This window comes from Nocardia sp. NPDC004068, from assembly GCF_042874315.1.
In the GTDB taxonomy this organism is placed as follows: domain Bacteria; phylum Actinomycetota; class Actinomycetes; order Mycobacteriales; family Mycobacteriaceae; genus Nocardia.
Map to the genome: position 1 here is coordinate 802,943 of NZ_JBIAMW010000001.1, position 15,622 is coordinate 818,564.

A 15,622-nucleotide genomic window follows, 5' to 3' on the forward strand; every position below is an offset into this window, starting at 1 on the left:
GCGAATATGGCAGGTGATCAGGAACCGCCGATCCGGTACCGCGGCGAACCACCGCGCTATCGGGAACGGGTGGTCGACCCGGAGAATCCGGCGCCGGTGGGCCGCGGGGCGCGCCGCGGCCACGACGACGGCTGGGACATCGAGGCATACACGCCCGGTGACCCACGGTCCGCCCTCCCTGCCGACTGGGACGACGCGCCCGTGCGTCCCACCCGCCGAGACCTCGGCGCACCCGGCGACGACCGCGAATCCCCGCCCGCGCGACGGGGTTCGGCGCGCTCCGCCCCGCCCGACGATCCCGGCGACACCCCGCCGTCGCGCCGCGGCTCCGCGCGTTCGGCGCATCCGGAACCCGAGGTGACCCTCGAGGTTCCGGACGAGATGGACCTCGACGGCCTGCTCGACCTGCCAGACGCGGGCGGCCCCAGCAGCGCCGAGGCACTGGCGTGGCGTCCCGACACCGGGAAACACGAAGCGCCGCAAGAGTTTTCGACCGACTCCGGCATCGCGGAACCGCCCCCGAGCCGTCCCGAGGACGAGAAGAACCTGCCGCCGGGCCTGCGCGGCGCCGTCCTGCCCCGGCAGACCGGGGTCGAACCCGGTGTGCCGGAGGAATGGAAGGCCGTCCCGAGTCGGCGAGTGCCCGGCCGCACCGGCGCCACCACCGACACCGGCAAGGACCGCCCGCGCCGCAACGCGCGGGCCGAGGGGGACGAGACGACGGCCGGTCCCGGAACGGGGCTTCGGGGCCACTCCGGCGCGCCGAATCCGGCGCGCCCGGACCGGGATCCGGCCGACGGTGACCGGGCGGCAGCGGATGACGGGGTTGCCGCTGCCCCCAGGTCCGCCGACCTCCTCGACATCGACACCCTGGCGGGCCCGATCACCCCCGACCCGACCCTCGGCCTCCCCGACGGCCGAAACGCGGCCCGCGCCAACGGGATTCACATCGATGTTCCCGACGCCGACGCCTCCGTGACCGGCCATCGGGGGGCGTACGACCCCCACCAGGGTCATGAAAACAGCGGTGCCGCAAGCCATTCGGGCGGCATATCCGACGCGTTCGGCCCCGATCCGCGGGGCGGCGGAGCGGACGCGGAGGCCCGAGGGTCCGACGGGCGGCGCGGCGGAGTGGACGCTGGGGTTCGAGCGGACGGCCTGAGGGGCGGAGTCGACGCGGGGGTCCGAGCGGACGGTCCGCGCGGTGGAGTGGACGCCGGGACCCGAGGGTTCGACGGGCGGCGGGACGGGTTCGGGCCTGATCACGGGCGGGGTGCGGGACGGCCCGGTGGGCGTGGGGACGGCTCGGGTGGGGTGGCCGAAACCGAAGGGTTTGCGGGCGGTCCGCGGCGGGGGGAGCGGCGTGGCGTCGCCGAGGGGGCGGCGCGCGGGAGCGATCGGCGGCGCGGGAGTGGGCGTGCGGAGGAGCGGTCCGGGAACGGGGCGGGGCGTGGGCGTTCGGGGCAGGGCGAGGCCGCGCGGCGGCGTGGCGGGCAGGAGCGGGGGGCCATGCGGGACGACGGACGGGCGGCGGTGCGTCGCCGGGCGGGGGAGCAGCCGACCGAGCGGATTCGGACCCGGGGGGACGGGGATCGGGTGCGCGGCAATGGGTCTCGGGGCGGAACGCGGCGGTCCGGGGCGGATCGGGGTGCGTATGCGCGCGATAGGGGGCGGGGCTCGGGGCAGCAGGGCAGGCCCGTCAAGCCGAAGCGGCAGGGGCCGCCGTTGCTCGATGACGCGACCCGGGCGCGCTACGAGGCCATCGCGCGGGAACGGGCGGGGCTGCGGGCGGCGTGGGCCGCGTTCCGGCTCCGGACCGACGATCTGCGGCGGGTCAATGCCGCCGCGCGGATCGAGGCCGTCGTCGAGGACGGATTCGACCGGGAGACAGCGCCATTGACCGATCGCGGCTATGCCGGGGCGGGCGGCGGCCGGATGAGCGTGGTCGGGCGGCCGGTCGAATACCGCGCCACCACCGCGCAGGTCGCGGGGCTGTGGCCCTGGTCGGTGGGCGCGGGCGCGCCGCTGATCGGCACGCCGCTCGGCTCGCACCTGCACACCGGCGCGCCGGTCTGCTTCGATCCGATGAACTGGTTCATGCGCGGCAGCTTCATCACCGCGCCGAGCCTGTTCGTGTTGGGGCTCAACGGTTTCGGTAAATCCTCGCTGGTGCGCCGGATCGTGCTCGGCGGTGTCGCGCAGGGCATCACGCCGCTGATCCTGGCCGACGTCAAACCCGACTACCGCAAACTGGTGGAGCTGGTCGGCGGCCAGGTCATCGACCTGGGCTACGGGCACGGCAAACTGAATCCGCTCGCGGCCGGTGTGCTCGGCTCGATCGTGCCGATGCTGAACGACCTGCCCGCCTTGCAGATCCAGGTGACCCAGGAGATGCGGGCCCGGCAGGTCACGCTCATCGCCGGTCTGGTGGAGCTGGTGCGCGGGGCGCGGGTGCGCGACTACGAGGAGACGCTGATCTCCACCGCGCTGCGCATCCTCTACCGCGAGGGCAGCGGCTACACCCCCGACAACCCGCCCATCATGGAGAACCTGCTCGAGGTGATCGTCGGCGGCGGCGAGGAACTCATGCTCGACGCGGGCGCCGACAACCCCGAGGAGTACCACGAGGCCACCAAGGGCCTGCGGCGCTCGCTGCGCGCGCTGACCCAGGGCCCGTTCGGCGCGATCTTCAACGGCCAGACCACCGCCCCGATCGACACCTCCGCGGTGGCGGTCTGCATCGACGTCTCGCACATTCCCAACGGCGACAAGAAACTCAAGGCCGCCGTCATGCTCGCCTGCTGGGCCGACGGTTTCGCCTCGGTCGAGGCCGCGCACGTGCTCGCCGACGCCGAACTCGGGCCGCAGCGCTACTTCCAGGTCGTCATGGACGAGCTGTGGCAGGTGCTGGGACTGGGCGACTTCATGATCGACCGCGTCGACGAGCTGACCCGCCTGAACCGCACGATCGCCACCGCCTTGATCATGATCAGCCACACCATCAAGGACCTCCAGGCCCTCGGCTCGGAGGCCGCCATCGCCAAGGCGCTCGGCTTCCTCGAACGCGCCCGCGCCAAGATCTTCGGCGCGCTGCCGCCCGAGGAGATCAAGCGGCTCGACTCCACGGTGCCGTTCACCGCCGCCGAGGAGGAGATGGTGACGAGTTGGTCGGCGCCGCAAGCGCTCACGGGTGAGGCGCTCAAACCCGGCCAGATCCGCCCGCCCGCCCCCGGCACCGGCAAATTCCTGCTCAAGATCGGTGAGGACCGGCGTCCGGGCATCCCGTTCCACATGGAGTTCACCATGTCGGAGAAGGCCAGCGGAATCCACGAAACCAACCAGCGCTTCAGCGAGTTCACGGAATCCACCGCGCGCCGCGGTGACGAGGGGAGTGCCGCGTGAGATCGGAAATGTCCGGGAGGTTGGCACGATGATGCCGCACAGGTCCTATCGCAGGGTGTCGCCGGAGGTGCGGCAGGCGGCCGTCGAGCAGGTGCTGGCCCTCACCGGCAGGCTGCGCAGCGAGTCGGAGGCCTGCCGCGTCGTCGCCGAACAGATAGGCGTGCACACCAATTCGGTCCGCAACTGGGTCCGCGCCGCGGAGGGCCCCAGCCTCGAACGCATGGACGCCATCGCCCTCCGCCGCAAAGTGGCCCTCCTCCAACAACAACTAGCCGCCGCCGCCGAAATGAACCGCACCCTCGTAGAAACCCTCAACGACACCAAACGCACCCCATGACCACCCCCCACCGCCCGGCACCCCCAGCCGCACCCCTTATTCGAATCCGCACCCCCTTCAGACCCCCACACGGTGTGCGGATCCGAATAAAGGGTGCGGCTGGGGTGCGTGCTCTGGGGGTGCGGTGAATCCCAAGCGGTGGGTGTGGGTGGGGCTGGGGAGTGTGATCGGGTTGATCGCGCTCGTGGTGGTTGTGGTGTTGCCCGCGTCGGAGGATCCGTGTGCGGATCAGCCGAGTGTGCCGGGGAGTACGTGGGCGATGGGGGCGTCGGGGGTCGCGACAAGTGGGGCCAGTGGAACGGGGGTGCCTTCGCAAGAGGCGGGGGTGCCCTCGCAGGGGGCCGCGGTGATCACGGGGACGGCGACAGGAGCGCCGGATCGGCCTGTGGCGCAAGGCGGTTCGGCGGTGACGGGGACGCCCTCGCTGGCGGGTGGGTTGGCCCCGATTCGGCGGACGTGGCCGTTGCCGGGGGGATCGTTCACGGTGTCGGATCCGTTCGGGGCGCGCGGGGGAACGCATCTGGGGGTGGATCTGGCCGCCGCCGACGGGACGCCGATCTTCTCCGTCGCCGACGGGATGGTCGTCGCGGCGGGGCCCGCATCCGGATTCGGGAACTGGATCGTGGTGGATTCCATCGACGTCAACGGGCGGCCGTTCTCGGCGGTGTACGGGCACGAATGGGACAGCGGGGTACTCGTGCGCGTCGGGCAGCCGGTGCGTGCCGGACAGCAGATCGGCCGGGTCGGGTCGGCGGGCGAATCCTCCGGTCCCCATCTGCATTTCGAGATCGTGCCCGGCGGGCGGTTCGCGGGCGGACATCAGATCGATCCGCTGCCCTGGCTCGACGGCGCGCCGACCCCGAGCGGCGGTGGGGCGTGGCCGTTCTCGGTCAATCCGCAGTGCCAGCGCGGATTCGGCACCGCGGGCGGGGCGCTCGCCGACGGGAAGGTGCCCGCCGAACTCGAGATCTGGTACCGCCGGGCGGGGTCGCTGTGCCCGGAGATCACCCCGTCCCTGCTGGCCGCGCAGGGACGGCAGGAATCCGGTTTCCGGCGCGGCCTCACGTCTCCGGCTGGGGCGCAAGGGCTTTCGCAGTTCCTGCCCAGTACCGCCCGCGCCGCCGACCCCGACGACGGCAAACCGTATCTGCTCGACGCCGACGGCAACGGCACCGCCAGCCTGTGGGACGACGGCGACGCCATCATCGCCCAGGGCCGCTACATGTGCTCGATCGCCCATCAGATCGAACGCTGGATCGGCGAGGGCCGGGTGCACGGCGACGTGGTCCCGCTCGCCCTGGCCGCCTACAACGCCGGAGAGGGCGCGGTGCTCGCCTCGGGCGGCATGCCCAATCAGGTCGCCGCGCACTTCTCCGAGACCCAGCCCTACGTCGCCAACATCCTCGCCATGGAACCCCAGTACCGCGCCGCGGGCGCGACGGGCCGCTTCCAGCCCGACGGCCAACCCCCCGGCGCGCAGATCGTCGAGGCCGCCCGGCAATGGATCGGCACCCCGTACGTCTGGGGCGGCGGCGGGCCGCAGGGCCCGTCCGGCGGCGGCCTCGACGGCCCCGGCCTCACCGCGGCCTCGGTCTTCGCCGCCTCCTCGGGCCGAATCTCGTTGCCGCGCACGGCCGAACAGCAGTGGGAGGCGGGATCCGAGGTGCCGCTGCGCAAGGCCCAGCCCGGCGATCTGGTCTTCTCCCGATTCGGCCCGCGCGGTCCCGCCGAGGTCGGCGTCTACACCGGCAACGGCACGATGATCCGTGCCGCCGACGCGTCCGGTGTCCGCGAGGCTCCCATTCCCGGCGACAGTCGAGTGCGGAGGGTGCTGTGAGTTCACCGGAAGTCGGACACGCCGGGGTCACGGACAGCCGGGTCGGCCCCGCCCGGCGCTCGCGGGGTTTAGCCTGGACAGCAGGGCCGAAATCGATGACGAGACACGGTAACCTGGTGGTGATGCTGGTGGTGGGCATCGCGGTACTGGTGGCCGGTTGCGGTGGCGATTCGGGTTCGTCGGCCGAACGGTCGCCGACCTCGACCCCGCGGCAGCTGGAGGCGGTCCCCGCGCCCGATCCGACCACGCCCGACGGCGTGGCGGTCGCCGCGCTGCGGGAGATCTACACCTGGTATCCCGCGCGCGAGGCGCAGGGTGCCTCGTTGTCGCGGGCGCGGAAATGGCTGGGCCCCAGCCTGATCCGCACCCTGGACACCCCGCCCAGCGGCGTCGACACCCCGAAGCCGTCGCTGCAATGGGCGGACTGGGGCAAGGCCGGTGCGAAGATCGACGCGTTCACCTTCGCCTCCGGGGAGAAGGCGCCGCCCAGCGGCGATCCGGACCACGAGCAGTACAAGATCGGGATCGAGCAGACCGTCGTCTACCCCGACGGCCGGCGCGAGTCGCTGCCGCCGACGACGGTCATCGCCACCGTCGCGCGCACCGCCGACGGCTGGCGGCTCGACGGATACCGGTGAGCCACAACAACGTATACGGTCACCTCAGGAGGCGGAGATGGCGAAGAAGTTGAAGGACCCGGCCGAGCCCGGTCCCGACGTCACCCTGTACATGATCTACATCGGTTTCGCGATCGTCGGAACCCTGTGGCTCGCCTTGCAACTCGGCAACCAGATGGCGGTGACCAAACAGGACGTCCCGATCAACCCGATCGCCATCGTCGCCGGCTTCGCCCGCGGCAAGTTGCACTGGCCCACGGCGTCGTCGGTGATCGTGCTGCTGGTGTTGGGGGCGGTGGTCGCGTATGTGGTGGTGCGGCGGGAGCTGAAGAAGAGCAAGGGGAAGGGGAAGCTCGCGGTCGACGACAAGGCCCAGTACATGGGTAATGGGGGAGCGATCTCCTCGCTCACCGCCGCCGGGGTGAAGGAGAAGGCCGATCAGCTCGGCGTGCGGCTCGGCTACGACGACGCGCCCGGCGTCCCGATCGGTGTCGCGGTCGCCGACGGCACCCCGCTCTACGGCTCCTACGAGGATCTGCACATCGACATCTGGGGTCCGCGCCAGGGCAAGTCGACCTCGCGGGTCATCCCCGCCATTTTGGCCGCCATCGGCCCGGTGCTGGCCACCTCCAACAAACGCGATGTGGTCGACGCGACGCGAGATATCCGGCAGGCCAAGGGATCCGAGGTCTTCGTCTTCGATCCGCAGGGCGTGGCCGACGAACCGCCGACCTGGTACTGGAATCCGTTGCGCTGGGTGGACGCCCGTCGCGAGGGCTGCGAGATGCGCGCGGCCCGGCTGGCCGGGCACTTCGCCGACGGCGATGACGGCGGGAACAATTCGACGGGCGGTGACGACGGCTTCTTCGCGCAGGAGGCCGAGGATCTGCTGGCGGGTCTGTTCCTCGCGGCGGCCATCGACGATCGGCCGATCGTGCAGGTGTGGGACTGGGTCACCAACATTCAGGACACCGAGCCGATCGAACTGCTGCGCTCGGCGCGTCACCACTTCACGGCCTCGGGCCTGTCGGCGCAGTACAACACCGATCCCCGCATGCGCAGCGGCATTTTCGGCATGGCCAAGAAGATGATCCGCTGCCTGAAGCTGTCCAACGTGCATCCGTGGATCACCCCGGGCGGGGACCGCCGCGAGTTCGACGAACTCGACTTCATCGAGCGCAACGGGACGCTCTACAGCCTGTCGCTGGAGGGCCGCGGTTCGGCCGCCCCGCTGGTGAGTGCCCTGACCGAGGCCGTGATCGACACCGCGATGCGCAAGGCGTCCCGTTCGCACGGCGGCCGCCTGGAGATCCCGCTGCTCGCCGTGCTGGACGAGGCCGCGAACGTGGTGCGCTGGAAGGATCTTCCCAAGCAGTACAGTCACTTCGGTTCGCGCGGCATCGTGGTCATGACCGTGCTGCAATCCTGGGCGCAGGGCGCGCGCTGCTGGGGTGTCGACGGTATGGAGGCGCTGTGGGGCGCGGCGAACATCAAGGTGCTCGGCAGCGGCGTGGACGATATGAAGTTCCTCCAGGAACGCTCCGACGCCATCGGCGACTACGACACCATCTCGCAGTCGGTCTCGGAATCCAAGGGCGGCAAGAGTTATTCGCGCTCCCTCGGCTCGTCGAAGACGTTCAGCGTCAACGCGCTGGCGACCCTGCCGCGCGGGCGGGCTATCGTATTCTCCTCCGGCGCACCGGCTGTACTGGTTCGAACCGTTCCCTGGTGGGAGGGCGAGTACGCTGACGCGGTACGCCGCTCGATCGAACGGCACGATCCGCAGACGAACCGCCGGACGACGATGAACGACCTCGTCGAGGAGCGCCAGTTGAACGACGCGGCCCAGCCGCAGACCTACGGACAGCCCGAGGAGGTTCGGCCGCTGTGAACGAACAGCAGCAAGACATGATCTACTCGAACGTCGTCGAGTTCGTCGAGAACTACCTGAGCCTGGTGTATCGGCGGCAGGTGACCGATCTCAGCGATACCGCGTGGTGTCCGGAGTGGTGGAAACACGCCGAGGCCGCGATGCGGCTCGAAGCACTGTGGCGCGCATGGGAATACCTGCGCCAGGACGGCAAGACCGGGATGAGCGTGTGGTTCCTCGACCACGCCGATCCGCACATGGCCCGGCTGCTGGATCCGAAGGGACCGTTCAAGTACTGCAGCGTCCGCAACGGCCACAAGGACATGCTCAGCCCGCTGCCGCTGAAGTCGCCGCAGCAGGGGCTGTTCGGCGATCCCACCATCGACCCGACGACCGGCGGCATCGACCCGGCCGCGGGCGGCTTCCACGCCTGAAACAGGCTGCGGCGCAATCGGATTCGAGAGAAGTGGGTCCGGAAGCGGGAACGCGCGACCGAATCGGGGGAGCGGTCCGAAAGCGGTGCGGCGCAACCAGATCCGGAGGATCGGGTCGGAAGCCGGGGCGGCGGACCCGAACCCGGGGAGCGGGTCCGGAACCGCCGCGCGGGTCAGCGGGACCGCTCGAGCCCGAGTTCCTTGTTGAGGCCCATCTCCTGCTGCCGCGCCCGGGTGACCCGGGGGGCCTCGTTGGGCTTGCTGCCTACCGCCGCCTGCGGCGGTTGCGCCTGGCTGACCTCCATCAGCATCCGTACCGCCGCCAGATCGGGCGCGATGCCGATCCGGGCGAGATGCGCGGCCAGGGCGGTGCGCCGCTCGACGGAGTCGTAGTAGCTCATCTCCTTGACCTTGTCCTTCGCCGCGGCCTGGGCGGCCATCCGGGTGGCGTTGGCCTGTGCGGCGAAGCGGTCCTTCTCCAGCGAGACGCCCTTGTCCAGCGGCGGACGTTCCAGCATTCGGGCCAGCTCGAGGTTGCGCGGGTCCTTGGCCTTGGCCTCGCGGGCCTCGCGGAGCGCGAGCTCCTTGGCCTCCTTACGCCGCGCGTCGGTGATCTTGACGCGGGCCTCGGCTTCCTTCTGGCCGCGTTCCCGGGTGCGCAGTGCGACCAGGGTCGCAAGCTGCAACATTTGCTTCATCAAAGCCGCTGTCTCGCGGCCGATGTCGTCGAGTTCCTCGGCCATTGCCTGCTCCCCGATGTTGCAGAGTCACTATGGATGGTGGTGGTGCTGCGGTCTCGCCAACGCGGATGCCGACGGCGCCGACGGGGCGTAGTCCTACCCGGTGGGGTGGTCGGTACGTCTCATCGGCACTCCGTTCTTCGAGGTTACCAGCGACAACTGTGCGACAAACCTGCTCGCGAGTGCATGCACAGCATATAACGCACTATTGCGACATATACCCCTATGCGCCGGTATGTTCCCGCACCTCAGGATGACCCCCGAAACGGGGGCGGTGCCAGCGTTCCGCGATGCCATTTCGCCGCCCCGCCATGGCATTCCGCCGCCCTTGGACTCAACCCAGCTTGACGGATTGGAAGGTGACGGGTTGGTTCGGCTTGCCGCCGCCGGGTCGGGGGTTCAGCGAACCGTCGTCGCCGCTCGCGGCGATCTTGTCCAGCGTCCGCAACCCGGCCTCGTCGATCGTGCCGAAGATCGTGTACAACGGCGGCAGCTGGGAGTCGCCGAACAACAGGAAGAACTGACTGCCGTTGGTGCCGGGCCCGGCATTGGCCATCGCGACCACGCCGCGCTTGTACAGCACGGGGGGCACATCCTCGTTCGGATCCATCGGCGGGTATTGGTCGGTCGGGTACTCGTTGTCGAAGACGTAGCCGGGTCCGCCCTTGCCGGTGCCCGTCGGGTCGCCGCACTGGAGCATCTTCAGGCCCTGCGTGCTGAGCCGGTGGCAGGGCGCGCCGTCGTAGTAGTGCTGGCTCACCAGACTCGCGAAACTGTTGACGGTGCACGGCGATTCGGCGCGGTCGAGGGTGATGCCGATCGGGCCCTGCTCGGTCGTGATGGTGACCGCCTCCTGGCCCTTGGCGACGATGTTGTCGCCGTTGGGCTTGGCCACCGGCTTGGCCGCGTCGCCGCCGCCGTCGCGGTAGACGCAGCCGACGGTCTCCGGCTTGGGCTGCGGGGAGGGCGGCGGCGCGGCCTGCGGGGTGCTCGCCAGCGAGGAGTCCGGAGTCGCCGCGTTGTCGGACTTGTCATCGCCACGGGTCAGGTAGTAGATGCCCACACCGGCGGCGATCGCCACGACGACACCCAGGACCGAGCCCGCGATGGTGAGCTGCCTGCGCTTGCGGGCCCGCTCGGCCTGCCGGGCCAATCGCCGCTCGAGCTTGCGTTTCGCCGCCTGCCGCCGCTGTTCGTTACTCGGCACTCCCAGATCCTCCCGTGATGGTCCGCTGTCGGCATAAGAGTGTGCCATCACTTCCTGAGACCGCGACTCAGGTCACGATTCCGCCCCGTACAATCCGCGCGACCTCAAGCGGGTCGAGCCGGGGACAGGGATTCGCGACACCGGCCCAGGCGAATCGGACCATGGGACGCGTACGCCCGGCCGCAACCGGTTGGACGCGCCCCCGACGCGTTTGAAAGACTGGTCGATCGTGACCAAGGCCAGCAGCTTCACCGCCCCGAAGGGGATCCCGGATTACGTGCCGCCCGGCTCGGCGGAGTTCGTCGCCGTGCGCGACGCGCTCGTGCGCTCGGCGCGACTGGCCGGGTACGGGCACGTCGAGCTGCCGATCTTCGAGGACACCGGCCTGTTCGCCCGCGGCGTGGGCGAATCCACCGACGTGGTCAGCAAGGAGATGTACACCTTCGCCGACCGCGGCGACCGCAGCGTGACGCTGCGGCCCGAGGGCACGGCCGGGGTGATGCGCGCGGTCATCGAGCACGGGCTCGACCGCGGGCAGCTGCCGGTCAAGGTGTACTACTCGGGCCCGTTCTTCCGCTACGAGCGGCCGCAGGCCGGGCGCTACCGGCAGTTGCAGCAGGTCGGCGTGGAGGCCATCGGCGTGGACGATCCGGCCCTCGACGCCGAGGTGATCGCGATCGCGGACGCGGGCTTCCGCGCCCTCGGCCTGGACGGCTTCCGGCTCGAGCTCACCTCCCTCGGCGACGACACCTGCCGCCCGCGCTATCGGGAACTGTTGCAGGAGTTCCTGTTCGCGCTGCCGCTGGACGAGGAGACCCGCCGCCGCGCCGAGATCAACCCGCTGCGCGTGCTCGACGACAAGCGGCCCGAGGTGCGGGCGCTGACGGCCGACGCGCCGCTGATGCTCGATCACCTGTCCGAGACCGCCAAGACCCACTTCGAGCAGGTGCTCGGCCACCTCGACGCGCTGGGCGTGCCGTACGTCATCAATCCGCGCATGGTCCGCGGCCTGGACTACTACACCAAGACCACCTTCGAATTCGTGCACGACGGCCTCGGCGCGCAGTCCGGGATCGGCGGCGGCGGGCGCTACGACGGGCTGATGGCCCAGCTGGGCGGGCAGCCGCTGTCGGGTATCGGCTTCGGGCTCGGCGTGGACCGCACCATCCTGGCCTTGCAGGCCGAGGGCAAGTCCGCCGCCGAACCGGCCCGCGTCGACGTGTTCGGCGTCCCGCTCGGCGACGCCGCCAAGGCGCGGCTGGTGGTGCTGGCCGCCGAGCTGCGCGCGGCGGGCGTGCGGGTCGATCTGGCCTACGGCGGGCGTGGGGTGAAGGGCGCGATGAAGGCCGCCGACCGCTCCGGCGCGAAATACGCTCTGGTGCTGGGTGATCGGGACCTCGCCGAGGGTGAGATCGGGCTGAAGGATCTGGTCAGCGGCGACCAGCGGCAGCTGCCGCTGGATTCGGCGGTCTCGGCCGTCTCGGCCGCGCTGGCGGGGGATCGGTAGTACGGTCACGACGGGGGGCCCGACGGATGTGGACGCGTGACTGAACCCTCGAATTCCGGTGCGGCGCAACCGGTCGGCTTGGACCTGATCGCGCCGGAGACGTTCGCCCCCATGCTGCGCCGGTTGACGCTGGCGGCGGTGGGCGTCGGCGTCGTGGCGGCGCTGCTGCTCGCGTTGCTGGTGAGCTGGCCGGTCGCGGTGCTGGCCGGGCTGGCGCTGGGCGCGCCGACCGCGCTGTACGCGGTGGCGGTGCAGCGGCGGCGAATGTGGTTGACCGGCACCGAACTTCGCGCCCGCAGGCTGTTCGGCTCGCGGCGGCTGGACGTCGCGGCGGCGACGGGCGTGGAGGTGCTGGTGTATCCGGCGCGGCTGAGCCGGATCGTGTTGCGGGTGACCGCCGGGCGGGACAGTCAGCTCGTGCCGCTGGCGATGTACACCGACTCCGGCAGCGGCCGGGAGCTGCACATCCTGGGCCTGCGCACGCTGGCCGACGCGCTCGCGCGCAGTGAACTGGCCGCGGCGCTGGCGGTGTCGGGCGTGCTGGTGAATCAGCTGCGGGCGGAGGCGCGCGACGCGGCCCTGGAGGAGCGGCCGTTGTACCGGGCGGTGCAGCTGGTGCGCGCGCAGGACATCGTGCAGCCGGTGGTGCTCGGCGACCGCGATATCGCGCGGCTGGACCACCCTTTGCCCTGAAAGTGATTGCGCGGCAAGGGTTTTTCCCGTTTCGTCGGCTCTGTCGCGGTCCGGGTGTCTGGTTGCTCACGCCGGGGGCTCGTCGGGCCTGAGCGTGGCTAGGGTGGGGTCAGGCGCGAAGATCACGAGGACACGAGGAGTCGATGTGAGCACTGCCCCCACCCCCGCGACGGTTACCGTCACCGGCGCGGCCGGTCAGATCGCCTACGGGCTGCTGTTCCGCATCGCCTCCGGGGCCATGCTCGGCGCGGACACCCCGGTGCGGCTGCGGCTGCTGGAGATTCCGGCCGCGGTCGGGGCGCTCGAGGGCGTGGCCATGGAACTCGAGGACGGGGCGTTCCCGCTGCTCGAGTCCATCGATATCAGCGACGATCCGTGGGTCGGCTTCGCGGACGCGAATGTCGCGATCCTGGTCGGGGCGCGGCCGCGGACCGCGGGCATGGAACGCGCGGACCTGCTCGCCGCCAACGGCCCGATCTTCACCGATCAGGGCGCGGCCATCAACGCCAGCGCCGCCGCGGACGTCAAGGTCCTGGTGGTCGGCAATCCCGCCAACACCAACGCCTACATCGCCATGAGCAACGCGCCCGACGTCCCGGCCGAGCGGTTCACCGCGCTCACCCGGCTCGACCACAATCGCGCCCTCGCGCAGGTGGCGAAGCGGTCCGGCGCGCCCGCCGCCGACATCGCCCGAATCGCCGTGTGGGGCAATCACTCCGCGACCCAGTACCCCGACCTCTCGTACGCCACCATCGCCGGCCGCCCGGCGCTCGCGGTGCTCGACGATCCGGAGTGGGTGCGCGCGGAGTTCATCCCGACCGTGCAGCAGCGCGGCACCGCCATCATCGCCGCGCGCGGCGCCTCCTCGGCCGCCAGCGCGGCGAGCGCGGCCATCGACCACATCCACGACTGGGTGCGCGGCACGCCCGCTGGGGACTGGGTGTCGATGGCCGTGCCCTCCGACGGGTCCTACGGGGTGCCCGAGGGGCTGATCAGCTCGTTCCCGGTCACCTGCCGCGACGGCGAGTACCACATCGTGCCCGGCCTGGACATCGACGAATTCTCCCGGGAGCGGATCGATCTCAGCGTCGGAGAGCTGGCGGCCGAGCGCGACGCGGTGATCGATCTCGGCTTCGCCAAGCGCCGCTGACTCAGCACTTGGCGATGATCGACTCGCCGTAGCGGTTCAGGTGGGCGATCTTGGTCTCCAGCGGTTCGGTGTCCTGACCCGCGACGTACGGGTAGCGGAAGCCGACGATCACATCGGTCACGCCCTTGTCCTCGAGCCGTTTGATGCCGTCGGTGGTGTAGGCGTCCAGGGACGCCACATGGATCTCGAACGGGCCGGAATGCCCTGCCTCGCGGCGCAATTCGCTGAGCCGGTCGAGCATGCGGTCCAGTTCGGCGGCGTCGCCGCCCGCGTGCATCCACCCGTCGCACAGCCGCACCGCCCGGCGCAACGCGGCGTCGCTGTGGCCGCCGACCAGGATCGGCAGCGGTTCGGTCGGCACCGGGGTGATCTTGATCTTGGGGATGTCGTAGAACTCGCCGTGGTACTCGAAGTACCCGCCGCGCGACAGCCCGCGCACGATCTCGATGCACTCGTCCATGCGCTTGCCGCGCTTGTCGAACGGCACGCCCATGATCTGGAAGTCCTCCGGCCACGGGCTGATGCCGACGCCGAGGGAGAACCGGTTGCCGCTGAGATAGGCCAGCGAGGCGGCCTGCTTGGCCACCAGCACGGGCGGCCGGATCGGCAGCTTGATGACGAACGGGGTGAACCGCAGCCGGGTGGTCGCCGCGGCCAGTGCCGCCGAGAGCACGAACGCCTCGATGAACGGCTTGTCGTCGAGGAACTCCCGGTTGCCGTCGGGGGTGTAGGGATAGGTCGAATCCGATTCGGCGGGATAGGCGATGCTGTCGGCGATCGACATGCTGTGGAATCCGGCCGCCTCGGCGGCCTGGGCCAGCGGGATGTAGTGCGCCGGGTCGGTCATCGCCTCCGCGTAGGTGAAGCGCATCGGTGTCCTCTCGCAGTGCCCGCGCGGCGGCGGGGAAAACTAGAACAGATTCTAATTATCCCCGGGATGCTAACTCGTATCGGCACGTCGCGGGGTGACACCTGTTCTAATTGTCCGATGACGATCGCGATCACCGGATCGGCCTCGGGCATCGGCGCCGCCACCGCGGCGGCCCTGTCCGCGGCCGGGCACGACATCATCGGCATCGACCTGCGCGACGCGGACGTGCGCGCCGATCTGGCCGACCCGGCGAGCCGGGCCGCCGCGATCGAGAAGGTCACCGAGCGCTGCGGCGGTACCCTCGACGGCGCGGTGCTCTGCGCGGGCGTCGGTCCGCACACCCCCGACCCACTGCGCCTGATCGATATCAACTACCACGCGGCGGTCGCGGTCCTCGACGGCCTGCTGCCGGTGCTGTGCAAGGCGGAGTCCCCGGCCGTCGTCGTGGTCTCCTCGGTGGCCTCGGTCCAGGTGACCTGGGCGGAGAATCCGCTGGCCACCGACCCCACGCCCGCCGACCTCACCGCGGCCCTGCGACCCGCGGGCGACTACGCGGGCCATCTCGCCTACGCCTGGTCCAAGAACGCCCTCACCGTCGCGGTCCGCCGCCGCGCCGCCGATTGGGGCGCGGCGGGGGTGCGGCTGAACACCGTCGCCCCCGGCACGGTCGACACGCCGCTGCTGCGCGCCGGACTGGACGATCCCCGCTACGGCGACCTCATCCGCGGCTTCACCGCGCCCATCGCCCGTACCGCCGAACCGGCCGAGATCGCAAGTCTCACAACGTATCTGCTCGGCCCGCAGGCGGGCTACATCCACGGCGCGCAGTTCGTCATCGACGGGGGAGTGGACGCGGCGACCCGGCCGACGATGTTCTGAGCGCGGCCCCGCGCACCGGCACGCCCGATAGTCCTGCGAGAATGGTCCCGAATTAGCTCACCGGTAACGGCGCCGGGC

13 protein-coding genes are annotated in these 15,622 nt (G+C 70.8%); 10 read left to right on the forward strand and 3 right to left on the reverse strand.

The annotated features are described in order from the left end of the window. Positions 1 to 6: 6 nt before the first annotated feature. The 6 genes from ACFYTQ_RS03825 to ACFYTQ_RS03850 all read left to right on the forward strand — a co-directional run bounded on the left by ACFYTQ_RS03825 (position 7) and on the right by ACFYTQ_RS03850 (position 8,497). On the forward strand, positions 7 to 3,402 hold the full coding sequence (locus ACFYTQ_RS03825) for a hypothetical protein (RefSeq protein WP_387356848.1): 3,396 nt from the start codon (positions 7 to 9) through the stop codon (positions 3,400 to 3,402). A gap of 28 nt (positions 3,403 to 3,430) precedes the next feature. Next, on the forward strand, positions 3,431 to 3,739 hold the full coding sequence (locus tag ACFYTQ_RS03830; protein ID WP_387356850.1) for a transposase: 309 nt from the start codon (positions 3,431 to 3,433) through the stop codon (positions 3,737 to 3,739). Between the two features lie 304 nt (positions 3,740 to 4,043). Further along, positions 4,044 to 5,576: a peptidoglycan DD-metalloendopeptidase family protein gene (locus tag ACFYTQ_RS03835; protein WP_387356852.1), complete on the forward strand. Its 1,533-nt coding sequence runs from the start codon at positions 4,044 to 4,046 to the stop codon at positions 5,574 to 5,576. 95 nt (positions 5,577 to 5,671) lie between these two features. Next, a complete protein-coding gene (locus ACFYTQ_RS03840) occupies positions 5,672 to 6,214 on the forward strand; it encodes a hypothetical protein (RefSeq protein ID WP_387356854.1) in 543 nt (180 codons plus the stop codon). 37 nt (positions 6,215 to 6,251) lie between these two features. Beyond that, positions 6,252 to 8,084, forward strand: coding sequence for a type IV secretory system conjugative DNA transfer family protein (locus ACFYTQ_RS03845; protein ID WP_387356856.1), 1,833 nt, complete (start codon positions 6,252 to 6,254; stop codon positions 8,082 to 8,084). Continuing rightward, on the forward strand, positions 8,081 to 8,497 hold the full coding sequence (locus ACFYTQ_RS03850) for a DUF4913 domain-containing protein (RefSeq protein ID WP_387356858.1): 417 nt from the start codon (positions 8,081 to 8,083) through the stop codon (positions 8,495 to 8,497). Before ACFYTQ_RS03845 ends, ACFYTQ_RS03850 begins: the two co-directional genes overlap by 4 nt. Positions 8,498 to 8,670: 173 nt before the next feature. On the opposite strand, the gene ACFYTQ_RS03855 is transcribed toward ACFYTQ_RS03850, so the two are convergent. Together ACFYTQ_RS03855 and ACFYTQ_RS03860 are read right to left on the reverse strand one after the other, a co-directional pair. Then, on the reverse strand, positions 8,671 to 9,186 hold the full coding sequence (locus ACFYTQ_RS03855; RefSeq protein WP_387356861.1) for a hypothetical protein: 516 nt from the start codon (positions 9,184 to 9,186) through the stop codon (positions 8,671 to 8,673). Positions 9,187 to 9,571: 385 nt separating this feature from the next. Then, a complete protein-coding gene (locus tag ACFYTQ_RS03860; RefSeq protein WP_387356864.1) occupies positions 9,572 to 10,444 on the reverse strand; it encodes a peptidylprolyl isomerase in 873 nt (290 codons plus the stop codon). Between the two features lie 229 nt (positions 10,445 to 10,673). Between ACFYTQ_RS03860 and hisS the strand changes: the two genes are divergently transcribed. The 3 genes from hisS (at position 10,674) to ACFYTQ_RS03875 (ending at position 13,794) form a co-directional block, all read left to right on the forward strand. Continuing rightward, complete coding sequence (gene hisS / locus ACFYTQ_RS03865; protein ID WP_387356866.1) at positions 10,674 to 11,951, forward strand: histidine--tRNA ligase; 1,278 nt, start codon at positions 10,674 to 10,676, stop codon at positions 11,949 to 11,951. Between the two features lie 36 nt (positions 11,952 to 11,987). Further along, a complete protein-coding gene (locus ACFYTQ_RS03870; RefSeq protein ID WP_387356868.1) occupies positions 11,988 to 12,644 on the forward strand; it encodes a hypothetical protein in 657 nt (218 codons plus the stop codon). A 145-nt stretch (positions 12,645 to 12,789) separates the two neighbouring features. Beyond that, entirely contained in the window at positions 12,790 to 13,794 is a 1,005-nt protein-coding gene (locus ACFYTQ_RS03875) for a malate dehydrogenase (RefSeq protein WP_387356871.1), read from the forward strand. A gap of 1 nt (position 13,795) precedes the next feature. Here the strand turns inward: ACFYTQ_RS03875 and ACFYTQ_RS03880 are convergent, their stop codons facing one another. Beyond that, the gene (locus tag ACFYTQ_RS03880) at positions 13,796 to 14,665 is read right to left on the reverse strand and encodes a TIGR03619 family F420-dependent LLM class oxidoreductase (protein WP_387356873.1); all 870 of its coding nucleotides are present in this window, start codon (positions 14,663 to 14,665) and stop codon (positions 13,796 to 13,798) included. Between the two features lie 117 nt (positions 14,666 to 14,782). Here ACFYTQ_RS03880 and ACFYTQ_RS03885 point away from each other — a divergent pair, with 117 nt between their 5' ends. Further along, positions 14,783 to 15,544 (forward strand): SDR family oxidoreductase, encoded by a 762-nt coding sequence (locus tag ACFYTQ_RS03885; protein WP_387356875.1) that lies wholly within the window; start codon positions 14,783 to 14,785, stop codon positions 15,542 to 15,544. Positions 15,545 to 15,622: the final 78 nt, after the last annotated feature.